This window comes from Chromobacterium sp. ATCC 53434 (assembly GCF_002848345.1).
GTDB lineage: Bacteria > Pseudomonadota > Gammaproteobacteria > Burkholderiales > Chromobacteriaceae > Chromobacterium.
This window is the reverse complement of the sequence record NZ_CP025429.1, coordinates 3,033,682-3,057,275: the sequence shown is the minus strand read 5'-3', so window position 1 is coordinate 3,057,275 and position 23,594 is coordinate 3,033,682. Positions and strand designations below refer to the sequence as shown.

Annotated in this window: 19 protein-coding genes; 11 read left to right on the top strand and 8 right to left on the bottom strand. The window is 62.3% G+C overall.

Translation table 11 applies throughout. The features are described from left to right. Nucleotides 1-76: 76 nt before the first annotated feature. Complete coding sequence (locus CXB49_RS13720; RefSeq protein ID WP_101708926.1) at nt 77-2,341, bottom strand: YgiQ family radical SAM protein; 2,265 nt, start codon at nt 2,339-2,341, stop codon at nt 77-79. Nucleotides 2,342-2,373: 32 nt separating this feature from the next. Between CXB49_RS13720 and CXB49_RS23590 the strand changes: the two genes are divergently transcribed. The 5 genes from CXB49_RS23590 to ushA all read left to right on the top strand — a co-directional run bounded on the left by CXB49_RS23590 (nt 2,374) and on the right by ushA (nt 7,705). Further along, nucleotides 2,374-2,625, top strand: a complete 252-nt coding sequence (locus CXB49_RS23590) for a hypothetical protein (protein ID WP_158300854.1) — start codon at nt 2,374-2,376, stop codon at nt 2,623-2,625. Nucleotides 2,626-2,630: 5 nt separating this feature from the next. Then, nucleotides 2,631-3,482, top strand: coding sequence for a Kdo hydroxylase family protein (locus CXB49_RS13715; protein WP_101708925.1), 852 nt, complete (start codon nt 2,631-2,633; stop codon nt 3,480-3,482). A 26-nt stretch (nt 3,483-3,508) separates the two neighbouring features. After that, nucleotides 3,509-4,195: a GNAT family N-acetyltransferase gene (locus CXB49_RS13710; protein WP_158300853.1), complete on the top strand. Its 687-nt coding sequence runs from the start codon at nt 3,509-3,511 to the stop codon at nt 4,193-4,195. A gap of 69 nt (nt 4,196-4,264) precedes the next feature. After that, nucleotides 4,265-5,947 carry a glutamine--tRNA ligase/YqeY domain fusion protein gene (locus CXB49_RS13705; protein ID WP_101708923.1) on the top strand — a complete coding sequence of 561 codons (1,683 nt, stop codon included), beginning with the start codon at nt 4,265-4,267 and terminating at the stop codon, nt 5,945-5,947. A 111-nt stretch (nt 5,948-6,058) separates the two neighbouring features. Next, on the top strand, nt 6,059-7,705 hold the full coding sequence (gene ushA, locus CXB49_RS13700; protein WP_101710713.1) for a bifunctional UDP-sugar hydrolase/5'-nucleotidase UshA: 1,647 nt from the start codon (nt 6,059-6,061) through the stop codon (nt 7,703-7,705). Between the two features lie 74 nt (nt 7,706-7,779). Here the strand turns inward: ushA and CXB49_RS13695 are convergent, their stop codons facing one another. Beyond that, complete coding sequence (locus CXB49_RS13695; protein WP_101708922.1) at nt 7,780-8,604, bottom strand: hypothetical protein; 825 nt, start codon at nt 8,602-8,604, stop codon at nt 7,780-7,782. Nucleotides 8,605-8,860: 256 nt separating this feature from the next. Between CXB49_RS13695 and CXB49_RS13690 the strand changes: the two genes are divergently transcribed. The 4 genes from CXB49_RS13690 to CXB49_RS13675 all read left to right on the top strand — a co-directional run bounded on the left by CXB49_RS13690 (nt 8,861) and on the right by CXB49_RS13675 (nt 13,745). After that, on the top strand, nt 8,861-10,078 hold the full coding sequence (locus CXB49_RS13690) for a 6-phosphofructokinase (RefSeq protein WP_101708921.1): 1,218 nt from the start codon (nt 8,861-8,863) through the stop codon (nt 10,076-10,078). 143 nt (nt 10,079-10,221) lie between these two features. After that, on the top strand, nt 10,222-11,595 hold the full coding sequence (gene cysS / locus CXB49_RS13685; RefSeq protein ID WP_101710712.1) for a cysteine--tRNA ligase: 1,374 nt from the start codon (nt 10,222-10,224) through the stop codon (nt 11,593-11,595). Nucleotides 11,596-11,700: 105 nt separating this feature from the next. Continuing rightward, nucleotides 11,701-11,916, top strand: a complete 216-nt coding sequence (gene rpmE, locus CXB49_RS13680; RefSeq protein WP_101708920.1) for a 50S ribosomal protein L31 — start codon at nt 11,701-11,703, stop codon at nt 11,914-11,916. A 170-nt stretch (nt 11,917-12,086) separates the two neighbouring features. After that, nucleotides 12,087-13,745: a glycosyltransferase family 39 protein gene (locus tag CXB49_RS13675; protein ID WP_101708919.1), complete on the top strand. Its 1,659-nt coding sequence runs from the start codon at nt 12,087-12,089 to the stop codon at nt 13,743-13,745. Nucleotides 13,746-14,060: 315 nt separating this feature from the next. On the opposite strand, the gene CXB49_RS13670 is transcribed toward CXB49_RS13675, so the two are convergent. Further along, nucleotides 14,061-15,764: a hypothetical protein gene (locus tag CXB49_RS13670; protein ID WP_101708918.1), complete on the bottom strand. Its 1,704-nt coding sequence runs from the start codon at nt 15,762-15,764 to the stop codon at nt 14,061-14,063. Between the two features lie 352 nt (nt 15,765-16,116). Further along, complete coding sequence (locus CXB49_RS13660; RefSeq protein WP_101708916.1) at nt 16,117-16,734, bottom strand: tyrosine-type recombinase/integrase; 618 nt, start codon at nt 16,732-16,734, stop codon at nt 16,117-16,119. A gap of 183 nt (nt 16,735-16,917) precedes the next feature. Here CXB49_RS13660 and CXB49_RS13655 point away from each other — a divergent pair, with 183 nt between their 5' ends. After that, nucleotides 16,918-18,114 (top strand): hypothetical protein, encoded by a 1,197-nt coding sequence (locus tag CXB49_RS13655; protein ID WP_101708915.1) that lies wholly within the window; start codon nt 16,918-16,920, stop codon nt 18,112-18,114. Nucleotides 18,115-18,824: 710 nt separating this feature from the next. Here the strand turns inward: CXB49_RS13655 and CXB49_RS13650 are convergent. Together CXB49_RS13650 and CXB49_RS13645 are read right to left on the bottom strand one after the other, a co-directional pair. Then, nucleotides 18,825-19,694: an IS3 family transposase gene (locus tag CXB49_RS13650; protein WP_101706526.1), complete on the bottom strand. Its 870-nt coding sequence runs from the start codon at nt 19,692-19,694 to the stop codon at nt 18,825-18,827. Continuing rightward, a complete protein-coding gene (locus CXB49_RS13645) occupies nt 19,691-19,984 on the bottom strand; it encodes a transposase (protein ID WP_046158739.1) in 294 nt (97 codons plus the stop codon). Before CXB49_RS13645 ends, CXB49_RS13650 begins: the two co-directional genes overlap by 4 nt. 136 nt (nt 19,985-20,120) lie before the next feature. Between CXB49_RS13645 and CXB49_RS13640 the strand changes: the two genes are divergently transcribed. Beyond that, nucleotides 20,121-20,780, top strand: coding sequence for a hypothetical protein (locus CXB49_RS13640; RefSeq protein WP_101708914.1), 660 nt, complete (start codon nt 20,121-20,123; stop codon nt 20,778-20,780). Nucleotides 20,781-20,900: 120 nt separating this feature from the next. On the opposite strand, the gene CXB49_RS13635 is transcribed toward CXB49_RS13640, so the two are convergent. Together CXB49_RS13635 and CXB49_RS13630 are read right to left on the bottom strand one after the other, a co-directional pair. Further along, nucleotides 20,901-21,962 carry an RHS repeat-associated core domain-containing protein gene (locus tag CXB49_RS13635; protein ID WP_199406690.1) on the bottom strand — a complete coding sequence of 354 codons (1,062 nt, stop codon included), beginning with the start codon at nt 21,960-21,962 and terminating at the stop codon, nt 20,901-20,903. Between the two features lie 182 nt (nt 21,963-22,144). Next, nucleotides 22,145-23,326, bottom strand: a complete 1,182-nt coding sequence (locus CXB49_RS13630; protein ID WP_101708912.1) for an RHS repeat-associated core domain-containing protein — start codon at nt 23,324-23,326, stop codon at nt 22,145-22,147. Between the last annotated feature and the right edge of the window lie 268 nt (nt 23,327-23,594).

Below are 23,594 nucleotides of genomic sequence, written 5' to 3'. Positions count from 1 at the left end.
CGCCAGGGCTAGCCTGATGGCATGATTTGATGCCGACGAAAAAAACGCCGCCTCGGGAGGCGGCGTCTTGGCTGACTCAGCGGCTGCGGCCGCTCTTGTTGCCCGGCTTGGCCGGGCCGCGTCCGGCCGGGGCCTTGCCGCCCTGGCCGCCCTGGCCGCGCGCGCCGACGGCCGCCGGCTTGCCGCGCTGGCCCTGCGGCGCCTGGCGGGTGCCGGTGGCCTTGCCGCGGTTCATCGGCGCGCCCATCTTGTGGCGCACCGCGGCGGCCTTGTCGCCCGGCGGCGTCGGCGGAATCAGGCAGTGCTTGCTGTGGCCGATCAGGTCGCTGCGGCCCATCTGGATCAGCGCGTCGTGGATGATCTGCCAGTTGTCCGGATGGTGGTAGCGCAGGAAGGCCTTGTGCAGCTTGCGGCGGTAGCCGTCGCGCACCACGTCCACCTTTTCCGAGCTGCGCGACAGGCGCTTCAGCGGATTGCGGCGCGTGTGCCACATCGTCGTGGCCATCGCCATCGGCGTCGGCGTGAAGGTCTGCACCTGGTCCAGGCGGAAGTTGTTCTTCTTCAGCCACAGCGCCAGATTCATCATGTCCTCGTCGCTGGTGCCCGGGTGGGCGGCGATGAAGTAGGGGATCAGGTACTGTTCCTTGCCGGCCTGGCGGCTGAAGCGCTCGAACAGCTCCTTGAACTTGTCGTAGGCGCCCATGCCCGGCTTCATCATCTTGGACAGCGGGCCGTCCTCGGTGTGCTCCGGGGCGATCTTCAGATAGCCGCCGACATGGTGCTGCACCAATTCCTTGATGTACTCGGGCGAGCGCACGGCCAGGTCGTAGCGCAGGCCGGACTGGATGTTGATCTTCTTGACGCCCGGCAGCGCGCGCGCCTTGCGGTACAGCTGGATCAGATGGCTGTGGTCGGTGTTCAGGTTCTCGCAGATGTCCGGGAACACGCAGGACAGCTTTCTACAGGACGACTCGATCTTCGGGTCTTTGCAGCTGAGGCGATACATGTTCGCCGTCGGGCCGCCCAGGTCGGAGATGTGGCCGGTGAAGCCCGGCGTCTTGTCGCGGATCTCCTCGATCTCGTGCAGGATGGACTCTTCCGAACGGCTCTGGATGATGCGGCCCTCGTGCTCGGTGATCGAGCAGAAGGTGCAGCCGCCGAAGCAGCCGCGCATGATGTTGACCGAGTACTTGATCATCTCCCAGGCCGGGATGTGGGCGTCGCCGTAGGCCGGGTGCGGGTTGCGCGCGTACGGCAGGCCGTAGACGAGATCCATTTCCTCGGTGGTGAGCGGGATCGGCGGCGGGGTCAGCCACACGTCGCGCTCGCCGTGCGTCTGCACCAGCGCGCGGGCGTTGCCGGGGTTGGATTCCAGGTGCAGCGTGCGGCTGGCGTGGGCGTACAGCACCGGATCGTGGGCGACGGCCTCGTAGGCCGGGATGCGGATCACGGTCTTGGCGCGCTCGGCGCGGCGCTTGGCCAGGCGTTCCTCGCGCGATTCGATGCGGATCACCTGCGGCTTGGACGGGTCGATGTCCTTGGTGGCCTCGGCCGCCTGCTCCGGGATTTCCTGGTAGGGGTTCAGGTGCGGATCGACGCGGCCCGGGATGTCCACCACGCTGGAGTCCATCTCCTGCCATTCGTCGTCCGGCCGCCAGCCGTGCGGCACGATGAAGGCGGTGCCGCGGATGTCGCGCATCTCGGACAGCTTCTCGCCGCGCGAGGCGCGGTGGGCGATTTCCACCAGCGCGCGCTCGGCGTTGCCGTACAGCAGGATGTCGGCCTTGGAGTTGACCAGCACCGACGGGCGCACCTTGTCGCTCCAGTAGTCGAAGTGGGCGATGCGGCGCAAGCTGGCCTCGATCGAGCCTATCATCACGCCGATGCCGGGATAGGCTTCGCGGCAGCGCTGGGCGTAGACGGTGACGGCGCGGTCCGGACGCTTGTTTGGCTCGGCGTTCGGCGTGTAGGCGTCATCGGAGCGCGCGCGGCGGTCGGCGGTGTAGCGGTTGATCATCGAATCCATATTGCCGGCGGTGACGCCGAAGAACAGATTCGGTTTGCCCAGTTCGCGGAAGGCGTCCGCGCTGTGCCAGTCTGGCTGGGCGATGATGCCGACGCGGAAGCCCTGGGCTTCCAGCAAGCGGCCGACCAGGGCCATGCCGAAGCTCGGATGGTCGATATAGCAATCCCCGGTGACCAGGATGATGTCGCAGGTGTCCCAGCCCAGCTGGTCCATTTCGGCGCGGGTCATCGGCAGGAACGGGGCGGTGCCGAAACGGCTGGCCCAGTACTTGCGGTAGGAATCGATTGGCTTGGCGGCGGCTTGCGGAGTAGTCATGCGTTCACGTCGAATTCAGGCAGCCGGCTATTATGCCGGATCGCCAGAAAAAAGTCAGCATAAACAATTGTTTATTGGCCTCAATCTCCCTTGTCTCCGCAGGGGCTTGCCTGGCGGCGGCGCGAGCGGGTTTTCTGATGCAAATCAAGGCGCTGCTGCATCGCGCCGGCGGGGCGGATGCCCGGCGCGCGGCTTTGGTGTACCCTTGCGGCCTGGGCGGCGGGATGCGCGCAAGCGATCGCGCCGCGATATTTTCGGGCATGGGCAGATTCAGAAAAGGCTAAAAATCATGGGTGAGCGTATCGTCGGCGTCAAAGGCGGAGAGCAGGGACTGGTGAAGGAATTGGAGGCGGGCGCCGTGCTGCACGTGCCCGATTTCGGCTTTGTCCTCGACGCCGCCGAGCAGGCGCTGCTGACCCCGGCCATCGCCGATCCCAAGCGCAAGAACATCAGCCTGGAGCCGGACAACGGCGCGCTGCACGGCGTGCTGGGCGGCGACGACACCCAGCAGGCGGTGCGCGCGCTGATCTCGCGCTACCAGCGCTCGGCGGCCGATCTGCTGGCCCGCGTGCTGCCGGAATACCAGGGCCGGACCCGCGCCGCGCCGACCAGCCTGCGCCTGGTCAGGGTGGAGGATCGCAAGACCTCGTGGCGCAAGGACGACAGCCGGCTGCACGTCGACGCCTTCCCGTCGCGCCCAACCTACGGCGAGCGCATCCTGCGCGTGTTCTGCAACATCAATCCGGCCGGCGAGCCGCGCGTGTGGCGCGTCGGCGAGCCGTTCGAGGACATGGCCAGGAAAATGCTGCCGCGGGTGCCGGCGCAGTGGCCCGGTTCGGCCGCGCTGCTGGCGGCGCTGAAGATCACCAAGCGCAAGCGCAGCGGCTACGACCACATCATGCTGCACCTGCACGACGCGATGAAGGCCGACCTGGAATACCAGAAAGGCTGCCCGCAGCAGACGGTGCCGTTCGCGCCGGGCGGCGCCTGGATCTGCTTCTCCGACCACGCCTCGCACGCGGTGATGTCCGGCCAGTTCATGCTGGAGCAGACGCTGTGGCTGCCGCTGGAGAAGATGGACGATCCGGCCAAGTCGCCGCTGCGGCAGTTGGAGCGGCTGACCGGGCGGGCGCTGGTCTGAGGCGAGGCTTGATCCTGGACATGAAGATGCCGATCCCGCCTCTCGTCCCGGTGCCGCAGTGGCTGCCGGCCCGTGTGCCGGCGGCTGAGCCGATTGCCGGCCGCGCCGCCGTCCTGCTGTCGCTCGATCCCGAGCGGCACGGTCCCGATCTGTACCGGCTGTTCGACGACGGCCAGTGGGAGCACCTGCCCTATGGCCCGTTTGCTGATGCCCGCGCCTTCTGCTCATGGCTGGCGGAAACGACGCGGGCCGGCGATACGCTCTTGTACGTGCTGTGCGCCGCCGGTTCGGAGCGGCCTCTGGGCTTTTTCGGCTACCGGCAGATCCAGCGGGACCATGGCCTGATCGAGATCGGCCACGTCAATTTCTCCGCCGCGCTGCGGCGCAGCCGGCTGGCCAGCGAGGGACTGTATTTGCTGTTGAATGCCGCCTTCGATCATGGTTTTCGCCGCTGCGAATGGCGCTGCGACTCGCGTAACCTGCCGTCGGCCGCCGCGGCGCGTCGGCTGGGCTTCCAGTTCGAAGGCACGTTGCGCCAGGCCATGGTGGTCAAGGGGCGCAATCGCGACACCATGGTGTTCTCGATGCTGGACGGCGAGTGGGGCCGCTTGCAGCCCGCTTATCGGGCGTATCTGGACGACGCCAATTTCCGGCCGGACGGCGGGCAGCTGCGGGCGCTGGCCGACTTTTTGCGTGAGGCGGGCGGCGCTTAGGCGCGCCGCGCCGAAGTCGGCGATTTCGGTTACAATGGCCGATTCGCTATCCTCACCAACAGCCAGAACATGAGCACGGAAAACAGCGCGCCGGTCGTCAACAACTTCATTCGCAGCATCATCGACGAGGATCTGGCCACGGGCCGCCGCAGCTCGGTGGTGACCCGCTTCCCGCCGGAGCCCAACGGCTTCGCCCACATCGGCCACGCCAAGGCCATCTGCATCAACTTCGGCCTGGCCGAGGACTACCAGGGCCAGTGCAATCTGCGCATGGACGACACCAATCCGGAGAAGGAATCGGACGAGTTCGTCGAGGCGTTCAAGCAGGACATCTCCTGGCTGGGCTTCAAGTGGAACGGCGAGGTGCGCTACGCATCCGACTATTTCGAGCGCCTGTACGGCTACGCCGTCGAGCTGATCCAGGCCGGCAAGGCCTATGTGGACGACCTGTCCGCCGAGGAAATGCGCCAGTACCGCGGCAACCTGATCGAGCCGGGCAAGAACAGCCCCTACCGCGACCGCAGCCCGGAAGAGAACCTGGACCTGTTCACCCGGATGCGCGCCGGCGAGTTCGCCGATGGCAGCAAGACGCTGCGCCTGAAGATAGACATGGCCTCCGGCAACATCAATCTGCGCGATCCGGCCATCTACCGCATCCGCCGCGTCCATCACCATCGTACCGGCGACAAGTGGTGCATCTACCCGATGTACGACTACACCCACTGCATCTCCGACGCCATCGAGGGCATCACCCACTCGCTGTGCTCGCTGGAGTTCGAGGACCACCGTCCGCTGTACGACTGGGTGCTGGACAACATCAGCATCGGCCACCATCCGCAGCAGATCGAATTCTCGCGGCTGGAACTGCTGTACGCGCTGACCTCCAAGCGCAAGCTGCAGGCGCTGGTCAACGACGGCGCCGTCACCGGCTGGGACGACCCGCGCATGCCCACCATCGCCGGCATGCGCCGCCGCGGCTACAGCCCGGCTGGCATCAAGCTGTTCGCCCAGCGCATCGGCGTGTCGAAGAGCGAAAACATCATCGACATGACCATCCTGGAAGGCGCCGTGCGCGAGACGCTGGAAAACGACTCGCCGCGCGTGATGGCCGTCGTCAATCCGGTGAAAGTGACGCTGACCAACTACGACGCCGCCGTCACCGCCAGTCGCAGCGCGCCGTTCCACCCGCACCACCCGGAATTCGGTGAGCGCGAAGTGCCGATCGCCCGCGAGATCTGGATCGAGCGCGACGATTTCGCTGAAACGCCGCCGCCGAAATGGCAGCGCCTGACCGCCGGCGGCGAAGTGCGCCTGCGCTACTCCTACGTGATCAAGTGCGACGAAGTGGTGAAGGACGCCGCCGGCGAGATCGTCGAGCTGAAGTGCTCCATCGACCATGACACGCTGGGCAAGAACCCGGAAGGCCGCAAGGTCAAGGGCGTGATTCACTGGGTGTCGGCCGAACACGCGATTGAGGCCGACGTGCGCTGGTACGAGCGCCTGTTCACCGAACAGCGCCCGGACGCGGTGCGCGGCGACGACGGCGAATACGTCGACTTCCGCCAGTTCCTCAGCCCGGAATCGCTGAAGCTGGTGCCGGCCTTTGTCGAGGCCTCGGTGCTGCAGGCGGAGCCGGAATCGCGCTTCCAGTTCGAGCGCCTGGGCTACTTCGTCACCGACCGCAACGAGCACCGCAAGGGCGACAAGGCGGTGTTCAACCGCACCGTCGGCCTGAAGGACAGCTGGAAGTAAGCGGCTGATCCGTCGATGAATGGCGAGCCCGCGCGCTCGCCATTTTTGCATCCGCCACCGTTTGATTTGACGCGGCCGGGCCAGCGCCAGGCCGCCCGCAAGGAGAAAACCATGCGCGTTTCGCTACGCCACGCCGTGCTGGCGCTGGCCGCCGCCGGCCTGCTGTCCGCCTGCGCCTCGCAGCCGGGCAAGGGCAACTACGACAGCGGCAAGACCTACAAGATCACCATCCTGCACACCAACGACCATCACGGCCGCTTCTGGCCGAACGGCGACGGCGAATACGGCCTGGCCGCGCAGAAGACGGTGGTGGACAAGGTGCGCGCCGAAGTGAAGGCCGACGGCGGCTACACGCTGCTGCTGTCCGGCGGCGACATCAACACCGGCGTGCCGGAGTCCGACCTGCAGAACGCCGAGCCGGACTTCCGCGGCATGGACCGCATCGGCTACGACGCGATGGCGGTGGGCAACCACGAGTTCGACAAGCCGCTGCCGGTGCTGATGCAGCAGCGCCAGTGGATACATTTCCCCATGCTGTCCGCCAACATCTACCAGGACGGCAAGCGTCTGTTCGATCCGTACGCGATGTTCAACCTGGGCGGCGTCAAGGTGGCGGTGCTGGGCCTGACCACCGACGACACCGCCAAGCTGGTCAATCCGGAGCAGATCAAGGGCATAGAATTCAAGAGTCCGATCGCCGAAGCCGCCACGCTGGTGCCGGAGTTGCGCCGGAAGGCCGACATCGTCATCGCCGCCACCCACATGGGGCATTACACCGACGGCAATCATGGCGTCAACGCGCCCGGCGACGTCGAGATGGCGCGCGCGGTCAAGGGCCTGGACCTGATCGTCGGCGGCCACAGCCAGAACCCGGTGTGCATGAAGGCCGAGAACGTCCGCGACGACGCCTACGTGCCGGGGGCGCCGTGCGCGCCGGATCGGCAGAACGGCGCCTGGATCGTGCAGGCGCATGAGTGGGGCAAATACGTCGGCCGCGCCGATTTCGAGTTCCGCAACGGCACGCTGAAGCTGGTCAAATACCAGCTGATCCCGGTCAATCTGAAAAAGACGGTGGAAACCACCGACGGCAAGCTCGTCAAGCTGCCGTACACCGAGGCCATCGCCGACGACGACAAGCTGCGCCGCTTCCTGCAAACCTACCAGGACAAGGGCCAGGCGGCGCTGTCGGTCAAGGTGGCGGACGTGGACGGTGCGCTGGAAGGCGGCCGCGACGCGGCGCGCAGCCGGCCGACGGCGCTGGGCGCGCTGGTGGCGACCGCGATGATGGACAAGGCCCACGCCGATTTCGCCGTGATCAACTCCGGCGGCATCCGCGATTCGCTGCCGGCCGGCGTCATCCGCTACCGCGACGTGCTGAAGGTGTTTCCGTTTGGCAGCCGGCTGGCCTATGTCCAGCTGTCCGGCCGCGAGGCGCTGGACTATCTGCGGGCCGCGGCGCGGATGACGCCGGGCGCCGGCGCCTTCGCCCAGTTTGCCGGCGTGCGGCTGCGCATCGTAGGCGGCGAGTTGCAGGATGCCGCCATCGGCGGCAAGCCCGTCGATCCGGACAAGACCTACCGGATGGCGGTCAACAGCTTTGTCGCCGCCGGCGGCGACGGCTATCCGAGGCTGATCGGCCAGCCCGGCTATGTCGACACCGGCCTGATCGACGCCGACGTGCTGAAACAGTACCTGGCGGCCCACTCGCCGCTGAAGGCCCAGCGCTACGCGCCGGCCGGCGAGGTGACGCGCGAGTAGGGTGCGCGCAAGCCGCCGGCGACGGGCCGCTTCCACTTGCTTGGGAGCGGCCCGTCGCGTTTGCGGCCGCGGCCTCAGCGGACGATTTCAAAGAACGGGTCGCAGCAGCTGCCGGCCGGCGTGCAGCCGTAGAGAGGGGTCTGGTCCGGCGCGAAGTCGTTCCTCTTCCACTGCTTGTAATGCGCCGGCGTGTAGTAGACGCGATTGTTGACGTAGTCGTAGACGACGCGGCCGTCGGCGGCGGCGTAGGCGTACTGGTTGTCGGCCGGGTATTCGGGCTGGGTGAATTCAACATAGCCGGTCAGCGGCACCGCCTCGCCGCCCACCGTGCTGAAGCGGTTGGCGTAGCAATGCCAGCGCAGGCTGTTGCTGATGTTGGCCTCGTCGTTCAACGCGTTCATCGCCGCCTGCCGTCCCAGGCCGGCCAGATCGGGGCATTGGTTCAGATCCAGGCCGGCGGTGTTGACCGCCGGCAGGTGGTTCAGCGCGTTGCCGTGCGGCGAGCGGGCGTATTCGGCCCAGTAGGCGGCGTTCATCGGAAAGGGGCCATCCACCTCCTGTGGATAGAACTGGCCGGCCGCGACCGTGGCAGGATGGTATTGCAGCAATGAGGCGGCCATCTGCCTGAGGCCATTGGTCAGCACCGCCCGGTCCTTTTGGACCTGCGGCACCACCAGGCCGGAGCCGGTATTGCGGACCACGGCCTGGACGTTGGCCGGCAGCGCGGCGTAATTGCCGCACTGCTGCGGCGTCCAGCGCGCGCCCAGCGGCATCCGGGCCGACCAGAGCTGGCCGATGGCGTCCCGGGGACTGGGCCATTTGTCTTCGGCGGCGGCGGCCGCGCCGGCGAGGGCGGCGGCCAGCAGGGCGAGCAGTGCGGCGGTGTGGTGTTTGGACATGGTTGTCTCCTGTGCGAAGGGGCGGGCATCTCGGCGCGCAAGGCGCGCGCAGCTTGATGTTCGCGATGCCGCTTGTGAATACCTACTGGCCCTTGTGTCGGCGGCCCGCGGCCGTGCCGGCCTTGTCTCCGGTCAACAAAGCGGCGCGCGTCGCGGCAGTCGGCCTTGAGGCGGTTTTCCGGCAAGTGGTATGGTGGTGGTTCGCTGGAGTTTGCCGTTGCCAGGCTCCGTTACGCCTCTTGCCCAGACTGCGACCATGACCAAACCTCGAGCCGTATATCTGCAATCCGGCGGTCCCACCGCCGTACTGAATGCCTCCGCCCAGGGCGCGATAGAAACCGCGCGCCGCCTGGGCCTGTCCCTGTATGCCGCCCTGGATGGGCTGGCCGGCCTGCTGGACGGCCGCCTGTGCGACACCGACGGCGTGCCCGACAGCGCCATCGCCCAGCTGGCCTTCCTGCCCGGCGGCAGCTTCGGCGTCAGCCGGCGGATGGTAGGCACCTTCGACGAGGCGCCGGACGACTGGCTGCGGCTGCGCGAAGTGTTGGCACGGCACGACATCCACTACCTGCTGGTCAACGGCGGCAACGGCTCGCTGGGCTGCGCCGAGCGGCTGGTGGACTTCGAAAAGCACACCGGCCACCCGCTGGGCGTGATCGGCATACCGAAGACCATAGACAACGACCTGATGGGCACCGACAACAGCCCCGGCTACGGCTCCTCGGCCAAATTCCTGGCCAGCGCGATGCGCGAGGTGGGGCTGGACATGACCAGCATGGGCTGGGGCAGGGTGTTCATCATGGAAACCATGGGCCGCCACACCGGCTGGCTGGCCGCCGCCTGCGCCGCCGCCGCGCGCGCACCCGGCGAGGCGCCGCACCTGCTGCTGCTGCCCGAGGTGCCGTTTGACCCGGCCCGCTTCCTGGCGGCGCTGGACGCCAGCCTGGCCCGCTACGGCCAGTGCGCCATCGCCGTGGCCGAGGGCATCACCGGCGAGGACGGCCGCTTCGTCGCCGAGGCCAAGAAATCGGAAACCTACGGCCACGAACAGCTGGGCGGCGCCGGCCACTGGCTGGCGCAGCTGATCCTGCGCGAGCGCGGCATCTCCGCCCACGTGGCCCAGGTGGACTACCTGCAGCGCGCTGGCGGCCACCTGGGTTCCGCCACCGACGCGCGCCAGGCCTATGTGATGGGCGAGCGCGCCGTCGAATGGCTGCTGGCCGGCAAGACCGGGCTGATGACCGGCATCCGTCGCATCAACGACCATCCGTACTGCTGGGACGTGGCCGAAGTGCCGCTGTCCGCCGTGGGCGACAAGGAGAAGCGGCTGCCGCCGGAATTCATCGGCGCGGACGGCCTCAGCGTCACGCCGGCCTTCCTCGACTACGTCCGGCCGCTGATGGAGGGCGAGCGCATCCCGCCGTTCCGCGACGGCCTGCCGGACTACCGGCCCATCGCCTGGCCGCGGGTGTAAGCAGGGCCGCCGGCCGATTCCGACAGCCGATATGCCCAAACCGCCGCCCGCCGGCGGTTTTTTCATGCAAACGGTTGTTACAGGACCTATCCGTGCTCTGCTACAATCGTCCTCTTTTGACTGTCACATAGGTTTTTTTGATCATGCTGAGCTTGTACAACACACTGACCCGCCAGAAGGAAGCGTTCAAACCCATCGAACCCGGCAAAGTGAGCATGTACGTCTGTGGCATGACCGTCTACGACCTCTGTCACATCGGTCACGCGCGCATGCTGGCGGCCTGGGACATCATCTACCGCTGGCTCGACGCCTCCGGCTACGCCGTCACCTATGTCCGCAACATCACCGACATCGAAGACAAGATCATCAAGCGCGCGCTGGAGCGCGGCATCACGCCGGAACAGCTGGTGGAGCAGACCATCGCCGACATGCACGCAGACCTGGCGCAGCTGTACCTGGTGCCGCCCTCGCTGGAACCGCGCGCCACCCACCACGTGGGCGGCATGGTGGCGATGATCGAGACGCTGATCGCCAACGGCAAGGCCTATCCGGCCGCCAACGGCGACGTCTACTACGCGGTGCGCGAATTCGAAGGCTACGGCAAGCTGTCCGGCCGCACGCTGGACAAGCTGCGCGCCGGCGAGCGCGTGGAAGTGGACCCGCACAAGCGCGACCCGCTGGACTTCGTGCTGTGGAAGGCCGCCAAGCCGGGCGAGCCGTCGTGGGAAAGCCCGTGGGGCCCCGGTCGTCCAGGCTGGCACATCGAGTGCTCCGTGATGAGCTGCCACCATCTGGGCGAGCATTTCGACATCCACGGCGGCGGCGAGGACCTGCAGTTCCCGCACCACGAGAACGAAATCGCCCAGAGCGAGGGCGCCCACGGCCACACCTACGTCAACTACTGGATGCACAACGGCTTCCTGCAGTTTGGCGGCGAAAAGATGTCCAAGAGCCTGGGCAACTTCTTCACCATACGCGACGTGCTGAAGCACTTCGACGGCGAGGCGGTGCGCATGCTGATGGTGCGCGCCCACTACCGCAGCCCGATCAACTACTCCGAAGAGCTGCTGCAGGACGCCAAGCACGCGCTGACCCGCCTGTACACCGCGCTGCGCGGCCTGGAACTGCCGGCCTCCACCGGCATAGACTGGACGCTGCCGCACGCCGCCCGCTTCAAGGCGGCGATGGACGACGACTTCGGCACGCCCGAAGCGATGGCCGTGCTGTTTGAGCTGGCCGGCGAAGTCAACAAGAGCCGCGACCCGCAGCAAGGCCGCCTGCTGAAGGACCTGGCCGGCGTGCTGGGCTTCCTGACTCGCGATCCGGAAGCCTTCCTGCAAGGCGGCGCCGGCGAGGGCGAATTGTCGGCCGAGCAGGTGGAAGCGCTGATCCAGGCGCGCAAGGACGCGCGCGCCGCGAAGAACTGGGCCGAGTCCGACCGCATCCGCGACGAGCTGACCGCCAAGGGCATCGTGCTGGAAGACGGCGCCGGCGGCACCATCTGGCGCCGCGCCTGAGCGCTGCCATTCGCATGCTTGTCAAGTGGCGATAATCGGCGGATAATACCGTGTTTCGCAAGCAGTGCAGGCAAAACCCCTGCACCCGTTATGAAAGGTAGAGAGATGAAAACCGATATTCACCCGACTTACAAAGACCTGTCCGTGACCTGCTCCTGCGGCAGCCAGTTCGTGACCAAGTCCACCATGTCCAAGGACAGCTTCGGCATCGAAGTGTGCTCCAACTGCCACCCGTTCTACACCGGCAAGCAGAAGATCGTGGACACCGCTGGTCGCGTGGACAAGTTCAACCAGAAATTCGGCAGCTTCTTCAAGCGCTAAGCGCCTTGCCGCATTCTGGTATCCGAAAAGGGCAGCCGCTGGCTGCCTTTTTTCATTCCATCGCGGCATCGGATCATATGTTGAACCAGTAGAACCTGTTCACGATCTTTTTCACCTGTGCGCTCGCAAGAGATCGTGAACCGGTTCTTACCAAACGACAAGGTGGCAGGATGCTGACTTATTCCTCCCAGGCCAGCCAGCTGGCCAAGCCTACCGAGAAACCCTGGGTGCTGCTGCTGCTGTGCTTCATCTGGCTGTGGCCCGGCATACTCGGACACGACCCGTGGAAGCCGGACGAACCGTTCGTGCTGGCGGTGGCGCAAAGCATGCTGCACAGCGGCAACTGGCTGCTGCCCACGCTGCAGGGTGCCCCCTACCTCGACAATCCCCCGCTGTACTACTGGCTGGCCGCCGGCTGCATCAAGCTGTTCTCGCCGTGGCTGCTGCCGGCGCACGACGCCGCGCGCATGGCCACGCCGATGCTGATGGCGCTGTCGCTGCTGCTGGCCGGCATGGCCGGCCGCGAGCTGATAGGCCGCCGCCACGGCCGCAGCGTGGTGATGATACTGATAGGCTGCATAGGCCTGGTCGAGGCCGGCCATCAACTGACGCCGACGGTGGCCAGCTTCGCCGGCTTCGCCGCCGCCTTCTACGCGCTGGCGCTGACGCTGCGCTCGCCGGGCCTGGCCGGCGCCTTGCTGGGCGCCGCCAGCGTCGCCACCTTCCTCGGCGGCAGCCTGATGGACCTGTTGCTGATCTGGCTGGCCGCGCTGATGCTGCCGGCCTTCAGCGGCTGGCGCAGCAAGAACTACGCGCTGACGCTGCTGCTGGCGCTGCTGGTGGCCGTGCCGTCGATACTGGTGTGGCCGATGCTGCTGGCCCGTGACTATCCGGCGGTCTACGCCGACTGGTGGGCCAACTACGCGCTGGACCAGACCAGCGGCTTCCACCGGGTGCGGCTGTTCCACGACTTCGGCTACTACAGCCTGAACGCGCTGTGGTTCGCCTTCCCGGCCTGGCCGCTGGCGGTGTGGACGCTGTACCGCAACCGCGAACTGCACACGCCCAAGCTGCAGCTGCCGCTGGTGTTCTCGGTGATGATCGCGCTGTTCCTGACGCTGTCCAACCGCGCCAGCATCACCGACGCGATGCCGCTGCTGCTGCCGCTGTCCATGCTGGCGGCGGTGGAGCTGGACAATCTGCGCCGCGGCGCCGCCGCCTTCCTCAACTGGTTCGCGCTGATGACCTTCGGCCTGTTCGGCCTGTTGGTGTGGCTGGGCTGGGCGGCGATGAACTACGGCTGGCCGCAGGGCCTGGCCGGCCGCGCCCAGTATTTCAGCCCGTTCTACCAGCCGCATGTGTCGTGGTGGCAGGCGTCCGGCGCGCTGGTGGCCACGCTGGTGTGGCTGTGGGCGCTGAGCCGGCGCAATCTGCGCGGCCGCCAGGCGGTCACCAACTGGGCCGCCGGCCTGACGCTGCTGTGGGGCCTGGGCCTGACGCTGTGGCTGCCGTGGTTCGACGCCGCCAAGAGCTACCGCCCGGTGGTGGAGAACATGCAGCGTAAGCTGCCGGCCGGGGCCAGCTGCATCGCCACCGAAAGCCGCAACAAGCTGGCGCTGATCAGCTGGCGCTACTACGCCGGCATCGAACTGTTGCCGTTCCCCGCCGGCGAAACCGCGCCGTGCGACTACTGGCTGGTGGTGCGCAACAGCGAGGAAGGCGTGGCCGAGCCGGGCTGGCAGGTGCTGTGGACCGGCCACCGCCCGCGCGAACAGAACATGACCTTCGCGCTGCTGCAGCGGCTGCCGCCGGCGAAGCTGGCGGAGTAGGGCGCAGGAGCGTAGTCGTCAAAGCCACCCCGGTTTTCCGGGGTGGCTTTTTTGTGAAGTGTTGGATCGGATGGATAGCGGTGGCAACTCATCGGCCCAAGCGGTCTTCCACCCTATCTGCCCTGAGCGTCTGCTCAGGGCCACATACCCGCCATTTCTTTACCACGGGCACCGAACGTCTGCTACCTGCAATGGGGAACGCGAGCTCCCGGCCCAAAGCAGCAGTTGAGTAACACGAGTCCAAGGCTGCCTTGCGTCAATGACCTCGTGCGCAAAGTGATTAGTACCATCGACCGTTCTGAAGCGACAGAGCGGCTAGCTGTCCAGTTTGATATCGAAGATCCTTAAGATCTCAGCCAGGGCCCTTTCGCATTCTGTCACGACGTGCGTGAAATGCTCCCGTAGATTGCCGTAGTCTGTCCGCGCTTCAGAAATTGCTTTTTTCTTTTTCTCTGTAGACGCATGGCCGCGCACTTCCGTGCGCAGGGCATGTAGTTTCTGCATTGGTTGAACCAATAACTTGGCGTGGTCTTCCGTTGCGCCCTTGGCCACAAGCGCTTCCTGAAGCACGCGCAGCGACGCCCATTTGGGTTCAATGCTGCGGCCTCCGGATTTGGCCACGTCGCTCAGCGGCTTTTGCAAAAAACCTTCAACAAGATACTGATCGAGCGCTAGCACTTCATCGCCCCATTCCTTGACCGAATCTGTCGCGGGATATCGAACAGCGTCGCTCAGCGCCGTGCCTCGCGACTTCCACCAAGCCGGGGGATCTTTTTCCATAGCCGAAATCGTGTGCTTTAGCGCGCCCAAAGGCTCATAGGACAGATCCCAGTCCCCTGCAATGTCAGTCTGAAACGCGCGTGCTGAAATCGTTCCCTTGGGCCATTCGTTGAAGGATTGCCAATAGAGCTGTTCTTCATAGGGCAGACGGGCCAGATCGCCAATGTATGCATGAACCTGTCCGGCCTCATTGATGTCATAAGATTTCAAGTACCAGGCATTCCGGCAAGTAATGCTTCTGTCTTCTAGGGCGTATTTTTCCGGATCGGCCTTGAAGCGGTGCAAAACTTCCGGTCTAAAAAAAGCCGGTGAAATTTCCCAGGGCAGATCGGATTTCTGAAAGTAGTTGGATAGAGAGCCCGGGCCGCACGATGTTTCGACGTTGCAGTTGTTCTTGCGGTCAAAGATTTTGAAAGTGGCGTATTTGCGCTTGGATGGATTTTCTTCATCCTTCCATGCTTTGACCAGACCGCGCACAGTCACCTGTGGGCGCACGATCATTGCACCGTTGCAATAGCTGGCTTCGCCATCAACGCCACCGTGATAAAACAGATCCACTTCATCTTTGTTGTATCTGTTGGTATGCCCCCAGCCTGCAAAGCTGCCCCATCTGACGCGAGTGAAGTCAAATTTCAAAACAAGGCACGTTTTGGATAGTGCCATATACGCATCCAGATCCTTTCTTAGGATCGTGACGACATCCAGATGCTCGAAAGGTGGTGACGCCTTGCGTTGGATGATCTTGATCACATCCTCAATGTCGCCCCGGGCGTCAAGGCGGCAATAAGCATTTCGTTCCCGCAAATAGTGCAGATCAAGGCTGTGCACAAGTTTCTGACTCAACTCAATGGACGAGCGGCTTTCCGCAACGCCATTGAAGACGCGGCGGAAAATTAGAGCCTCGCCGCCTTTAAATGACTTGCTGCCATCCAGTGGTGGCTCCAGGTACATGCGATGCCCTTGGCCACCGCCCCATGATTTCTGAATCTTCCAGCAGTCATCCATCATCATGTGCATGTTCTGCAGCGCATCTCCGTCTGGCGGTGTAACGTTTTTTGCCAGTGCCAACGCTCCGTGGATCAGGACGCTGTTCCCGCTTGCGTAGATGATGATCTCATCATTTTGAGTATTCGCTTTCAGGTAGCCAATGGCATCTGCAGCCCCTGCGAGCCAGGCGGCATCATCCTTTTCAGGCTTTTCCGAAAGAGCTTGAAGATCTGACAGTTTGAACGGGCGCATGGGTAAAACCTGATTTCCTTTTGCCTAGAGTGGCACTTTTCAAGTGTGGGGCCAAGAGCTTTTAGGTCGTGCCGGCATTAATGCACTTACCCCAGTCGGCCATAAGTTTGCGGCATTTTCCAGCAAGATTCTGTGCTGATAGGCCGCCTCTACCTTGTCAGGTAGATAGTGGGTCAGCGCATGCTCGGCAACTTCACACGGATGGGCCGTGCATTCGGCTGTACATTGCCCGAAGACACCGGACCAGTCGAATTGGGACACAATGAAGGACCGGTCTTGGCCGATTGTACGCGTACGGCATGACATCAGGAAGCAGCCGTTCATAAAAGTATGCACGACCGCTAACGTTGGTTCAGATCTCAGTTTGCTCGGAAATCTCCAACGCATCATCTACCTCAATGCCGAGGTACCGCACCGTACTTTCCAGTTTGGTGTGGCCCAACAGCAACTGGACCACTCGAAGGTTTTTGGTCCGTTTATAGATCAGCGTGGCTTTGGTCCGCCGCATCGAATGGGTTCCGTAGATTGAGGAGTCCAGCCCAGCTGCCGCAGCCCAATGATGCACGATACGTGCATATTGGCGTGTGGAGATATGAGGCGAACATTTGACTCTGCTCGGGAAGAGGTATTGATCCCCGCCCCGCAGATGTGCTTTTTCTATCCAGGCCGCAACCGCCGATCTTGTTGGCTCCGTTAGTTCAAATTGCACCGGGCGCTGCGTTTTCCGCTGGATTACCATGGCACGAGAAAGGATCTGCGCTCCATGGCAGATGTCTCGTACCCGTAAGCTGACCAGATCACAGCCTCGCAGCTTGCTGTCGATTGCCAAGTTGAACATAGCCAGATCACGCACGGCATGGACATTCTGAAGATGAATACGGATTGCCCAAATATCTTTGGGCTTCAGTGGTGGTTTCTGCCCGACGAGCTTGCCCTTGTTCCAAGCTTCATGCTTCTGGATCGTTTCCATAACAGACTCCTAGTTTGTGCTCGAAGCCTGATTATTCAATGTTTTCGGGATTTTTATCCAAGTAGTAACATGCCAAATGGGTTATATCAGCCAGTTGCAGCCGCTCAACATGGCTGCCGCAAAGCTGTCATCCATCAAAATGGCATAATGTCCGAATAAAATGAATCGCTGAATGGTGAACGAATGGACACAGGCCTCACTCCATCAGAAGCTTTGGTCAACCGGCTGAGCACAAGCAGCTTCCTTCGGTTATGGACTCATCCCAATCCCGTTGGCAAGGGCGGTAAGGAGCTGTGCGATTGCCTTGTCGTATGCGGGCCTCACATCATCATCTTGTCCGTCAAGGAGATCGAGTATCGAGATACCGGCGACAAGATTGGTTGGGAACGATGGCAGAAGGCAGCTATTGACAAATCGGTCAAGCAAATCTGGGGAGCCGAGCGTTGGCTTAGAGTGTCTGACCGGGTCGTTAGAGGCGACGGACGAGAGGTCATGTTGCCCCCCAAGGAAGATCGCCAATTTCATCGCGTCACCATCTCTCTCGGAGGTCGAGGTGAAGTACCTCTGAAGTGGGGCGATTTCGGTCATGGTTTCGTCCATCTCTTGGATGAGCTGAGTCTGGAGGCGGCATTTAGCGAATTGACGACTATTACCGACTTCGTGCGCTACCTGAGTGCCGTAGAGAACATCTTTGACCGTGGTGTTCGACCAGTATTTTCTGGTGGCGGAGCGGAGGACCTGTTGGCTCTCTATGTCCAGAACGGATCTGACTTTGGGCTGATCGATCCCGCTACAAACCATCCGGTTCTCGCCATCATTACCGAAGGGATCTGGGCCGCGACGATCAAGCACACAGACTATTTGGCTCGCAATCGTGACCTTGAGTCGTCGTATGCGTGGGATCGACTGATCGAGAGCTACGTCGACGACCTCCTCACCGGCGGAATGTTCGACATGTTCCGAAATGAGGTAACGCAGAACGAGCTGGCACTCGTCGCGATGGCGCTGCAGCCGCGTGGGCACCGCGCGAATCTTGCTGACTCGCTCCTTGAGTTCTTGCGTCCTGACCATGCGCGCGTTGCGGCCAGAGTCGTAGTCGCGGACAACGATACCGCGTTTGTCTTCACGACTGGCGACACCTCCGACCGCGAGCATCGTAGCCGCGAGCTATTCCTTCGTTGCTTCGTTGTTCGCGGAAGATGCAAGAGCGTCAAAACGATCGTAGGCATTGCTATTGATCGACCGCAGGCCGGCAAGCACGGACACTCGTCTGACATTCTCTACCTGCACATGCCTATCTGGGATCCATCTGATGACGAGAAGGTTAAAGGCATTCAGTCCGATCTTGGCTACTTCAAAGACACAAAGTGGCCAGCCTAGCGGTTCACTACCCTCATGCAGATCATTTTAAGCCATTGATTTTAAATAAATATCAAGGGGGTGTTTTCGGGTCATCTGCGGCATCGGCCCGATTGCCTCGCTAGCCAGCCGTTCCAATGGACGCCTAACGTCCGCTTCTTCTAGCCGGCGGGCAATTTCCGCTTAGGGTCGGAACCGGACATCCACCCAACAACAAGGGTGGATGTCCGATTTATATCCTGAAGCGGACCTTTACTCAGCCCTCAATGACCGACCGCTTCGGCCGATAAGCAGCCAAAGCGCACGCGGGTTGGTCAGCATGCTTGTGTTGTTGACCGAATCTTTGTTGCCAGAGCTATCTTTGTTGTTGATGGCCTTGGGAGGGCTGCCAAATCTCGCCGAATCTCCATCGGAAGCCGCAACTGACTGTCACTTCTAGGCCGGTTTTGGATCCAGGACGACATATTCTTTCCACTTGGCAGTTGCATCGTTTTGCGCTCTGACGACTATCGCCAGCCCGTGTTATCGCAGCATGTCTCTCCTTCCCTTTATTGACAATTAGTCAATTGACATTTCATGTCTAGGGAAATACTTTGGAGCTTCTCTCAAAGCATAAGCTGCACCCGCCCAGTAATGGCGGTATTATTACGCCTTCTTGCCAGGCATGCGTTTGCAGGCCTTCAGAGATCAAGGGGGGTGTCTGGTCTGTCCCACTCCCCATGGACAGAGGGTTAAGCGCTAAGCTCTGAGCGGCGGCGTTCGAACTCAACCGGGGTCAGATACCCCAGGGTCGAATGACGTCGTTGGTGATTGTAAAAACGGATGTAATCAAACACATCTGTACGCGCCTCCTCGTAGCTCCGGTAGTGGGTCAGATAAACACGTTCCGATTTCAGTGAACGGAAGAAGCTCTCCATCGCTGCATTATCCCAGCAGTTCCCGGCGCGGGAGTGGCTCGGTACTATCCCATGCCGCTTCAGCAACGCCTGGTAGTCAAAGGCACAGTACTGACTCCCGCGGTCCGAATGCAGAATTACCTCTCCTGAAGGCTGGCGACGCGCCACTGCCATCGTCAGGGCAGCATGCACCAGTTCTTGCTGCATTCGATGATGCATGGCCCAGCCCACTATCGCCCGGGAGTACAGGTCGAGTACCACCGCCAAGTACAGCCACCCTTCACCGGTTCGGATATAGGTCATGTCCGACACCCAGCGCTGATTGATGTCGCCGCCAGCAGCAAAGTGTCGCTGCAGCAAATTGGGCGCCACGGGTAGAAGGTGTTGACCACCGCTCGCGGGTCTCCAACGTTTACGCGCTCTAACCCTGATACCGTTTCGCCGCATCAAGTCCGCGATGCGATGTCGCCCGCAGACGAAGCCCTGTGCAAGAAGTTCGGCATGGATACGCCGATGGCCATAAATACCGTTGACCTCGGCATGCACCAGCCGGATTTCGCGCAGTAGTTGTCGGTTCGCCATCTCTCGCGCCGAAGGTGGGCGGTGTAGCCACGCATAGTAGCCACTGCGGGACACACGAAACAGTTGGCACATCGGGGCTACCGGGTAGCGGCCCGACAGAGCGTGAATCGCGCGGAATTTCACTTCGTGGGTTGCGAGAAGATGGCAAGCGCCTTTTTTAGGACATCGCGCTCCATGGTAACGCGGGCCAGCTCATCCCGCAGTCGCTTGAGCTCGGCGGCTTCACCGGTCTGTTTGCCTCGGCCAGGGAAGGCATCTGGTCCGGCGTCTTGGAGCTGACGCTTCCACTTGCCCAGCAGCGACTCGGTAATGTCGAAGGCTTGGGCAACATGCCGTAACGGGGTGCCGGCAAGTACCTGCTCAACCGCTTCGCGCTTGAGGGCCTCCGGGAAAGTACGTCTGGTCTTGGTCATGAACACTGCTCCTTGGTGGGGATTATCCACCTTAAGTTAGTGTCCACGGGGAATGGGACAGACCACTACGGGGTGGCCTTTCTCAGTTGGACGTTTGGTGCCGATCTGTTTGCAATGTCGAGAAGGGGGCGTAGCGATGAAAAGACTTGCCTGGATTGTGCTTTGCCTGCCCTCTGCGGCGCAGGCCGACAAGCTTTTCGATGGATACGAGGCCTACTACAGCACGCTGCCTGGCCAGCTGTTTCGCGGTGGCAGCCATGGACTGGCGCCGTTCGGCAGCGAAGGCTCCGAGGCTGTCATTTATGGCTGGACTGGACGCGATGCCGGCCGGCCGCATGCCGTGGAGCTGCACGATGGTTGGATCAAGATCGATGGGAAGGCCCTGCGGATGCGTTCGGTAAAAGCCTTTCCCGGCGAGGTGATCAACGCTGAAGACCTTGGCCGAGGCGCGGAGGCTTATTTTGCCGATGGCTGGGCCTGCATTGAGGGGACGCCGCCCTCGGCCTCCGGCACCGCCGTACGCCACAAATCGGTCTATCTCATCCAACTGAGCAAACAGCGCCAAGCGTGGAAGTTGCCAACCCTGTTTGCCTCCTGCCTGGGCGTTCGCATGAAGGCGGGTTTGCCCGCTTTCGACAAAGTCCAATACCGTTACCAGGACGGCAATGATGAGCCTGCGGGCGTGTCTTTTACCGAGTATGCAATCAAGGGCGGTATGTATGTCGAGGCTGGGAATGTGTGCAGCGCGGCCTTTGTCGAAGCCGGCAATGTCTACAAATTCACGCTTGGGTCGTGAGGCATGAGCGATGCGCCCTGGGGGGCGAAAGGCCCGCGACGGCGGACCTTTTTCTTGGCGGAGACGGTCAGGCGGTTGCCACGGTAGGCCGACAATATGTCCTCACCTATCGCACAATCTTCAGGATATTCTTTCGAGTGGCGGGCTGCTTTCAAATCTTGCCCATTTATTCTCCATGAACGCCTGAAAATCCTCAAACTCCATATTGAGCAACCCATCATTTGCTGGGTGAATGGAATGGCCAAAGTCGATTAGGTTGAACTCACGACGGCCCTCGTCGAATAGTATATTGTTTAAATGTAAATCACCGTGGTAAATTTTAAGAGCATGTGCTTTTTTTACCGCGCCTAGTAAGTTCTCGCGGTCTATGGGCGTGAATTTCCATTGCCCGTTTTGTACAGGAGTGCCTGCCACTCTTTTGGTGATGATGGTTGTTGGGCTTGGCATTTTTGCGGATTCTTCGCCATGATATAGTTTATGTATCCGATATTCGTTTTCTATTCTCCAATCGGGCGATGAGAAAACTTTTTTGAATTTCTCACCTAAGTCGTAGATCGCCACATTGCTTTTTTGAGAAACAAGCTTGCCATGCTCTGCCACTGTTCTCCCGGCAGCCGTTCCTGCCGAGTCGCCCGCAGCATCCCCGCTCATCATTAGCCCGCCAAACGGGCGGTTGCTGACGCCTTTCAGCAGGCTAGCCAACGATTTGGCTTCTGGCGTGAGCCTGGCAAGCGCTGCGGAGCTCAATCCGCTCAAGATGCCTGCCCCCAGTGCCGCCCATCCCAATGCGGCGCCTAGCTTGGGATTGGACGCTTCTACAAACTGTTGCGCGATTGCCAGGCCGGTAGCGGCCACCGCGCTTGCAATCGATACGATGGACAGGGTCGCGGCCAGTGAGGAGCCCGCGGATACCGGTGTCAGTAAAACCCCCAGGCTGACTCCCACGCCTATGCCCAGCCAGCCCCAGAAACTATGGTGTCCCGTTGGATCCGCATGGTTGATGGGGTCCCCGGCGCAATAGGCGTAGGGGTTGACCCCGCCGGCGCCGAACGGACTCAGATCGTCCGGGCAGTGAAAGCGCATCAGCGCCGGACTGTAGGCCCGGTGGCCATTGCCCAGATGAGCGGTGTGATGGACGGGGTCTAGACGCTCCCCGTTAAACCCCAGAACGCTGTGGTTCATGGTTTTTCTTCCTGACATAACAGGCGGGATTTCAGCATGCGGCCTCTACGCCTTGTTCTGGGCAAGGCTTGATATCAGAAAACTCTTGCAGATCGCCTCTGCTTGTTTGTCGGCTCCTGTGGCGGAGCGGTGAGCGCAGTTGTTGCAAGGAGGGGGGAGGAAGGGCAATGCTTTCGAAACGATTAGACCGGAAGATCGAGCAATCCCGTCTGGGAGGGCGTGAATATCCGGGATGTCCGTTCCGGATGCAGTCTGAAAAACTCCTTGTCTCCGCCAAACCAGGGTTTGAGGCGCATGAAGCGCGCATTGACGGCGCCGGCATCAAGGGCGGCGGCGCTGAAAAAGTTGCTAGCGCCCGTCGACGCCGCAATCGTGCCCAAAACATCGCGCGCGATCTTGACCTGGCCGGAATAGGCTTTGACTGTCAAACCGGTAAAGTCCGCAAAATGCTGGGCGAAGACACTGCCACCAATCGGATCCGCCGAGCGGCAAATGATTAGCCGCGCGTATCGGTAGTTCTCATAGGCGATCCCGGTTCTTTCCTTGATTTGGCACGCAAAAGCTTCAGGGCCGTAAACCTCAGACAGGCCCGTTGCGTGATCGAGCAGAGGAACCGACAAGCGGCTCACGTCATTGCGGCCGTGCGCAATGATGTTCAGCCGAGCAGCGCCCTTGTAGTCGTCATCGAATAGATAGGCGAAGTGGGTGGTGTCATCCTCCATCGCAATACCATGTGAGCCTATGGTTTTCAGATTCCGGATATCCTGTCCCAGTGCGACATATCCGTCATCCAGCGTATATCGCCCGGCCCGCCAGAGGTTTGCCGAGCCCCCCGGCAATGTTTTCGCCATGCCGGCGGATCGGTGGATAGCGGCCGCTCTGCCAAGACCGGTCCCAATCGACGCGGCTCCTGTCGCCAATGACACCCACCCCAGAATTGCCGATGCCTGGGGATTGCTCTCTTCCGTCGCGCCACAGGCTATCGCCGTCACGTCTGAAACCACAGCCAGCGTGCTCATCGCTATCGATGCGGCCGAAGCGCTTTGTAGCGCGGAAATGAGCCCGCCGGAAACGATAATCGACGCCCCCTTGGTCACGGCCGCCAGCGCCAGGCCCGCCACCCCCAGGCCTATCGCGGTCCAGGCCATCCAACTTAGATGTCCACTCGGGTCCGCCCGGTTCACCGGGTCCCCGGCGCAATAGGCGTAGGGGTTGACCCCGCCGGCGCCGAACGGACTCAGATCGTCCGGACAGTGAAAGCGCATCAGCGCCGGACTGTAGGCCCGGTAGCCATTGCCCAGATGAGCGGCGTGATGGACGGGATCTGGACGCTCCCCGTTAAACCCCAGAACGCTGTGGTTCATGGCTTTTCTTCCTGACATAACAGGCGGGATTCCAGCATGCGGTCTCCACGCCTTGTTCCGGGCAAGGCTTGATATCGGAAAACGCCTGCGTCGCATCCGCTTGTTCGTCGGCATGTCTACGGCGATGCCGTGGCCGGCAAGGCGCTGCAGGGGCGGCGTGGTTGACCGGACCGAGAGAAGGCGCAATCGCAAACGTTGGGCTTCATTCCACTCCGCCTAAGCACACGCCTGGGCGCCAACGGGGTCGGTCCGCCAGACTATCCAGGCG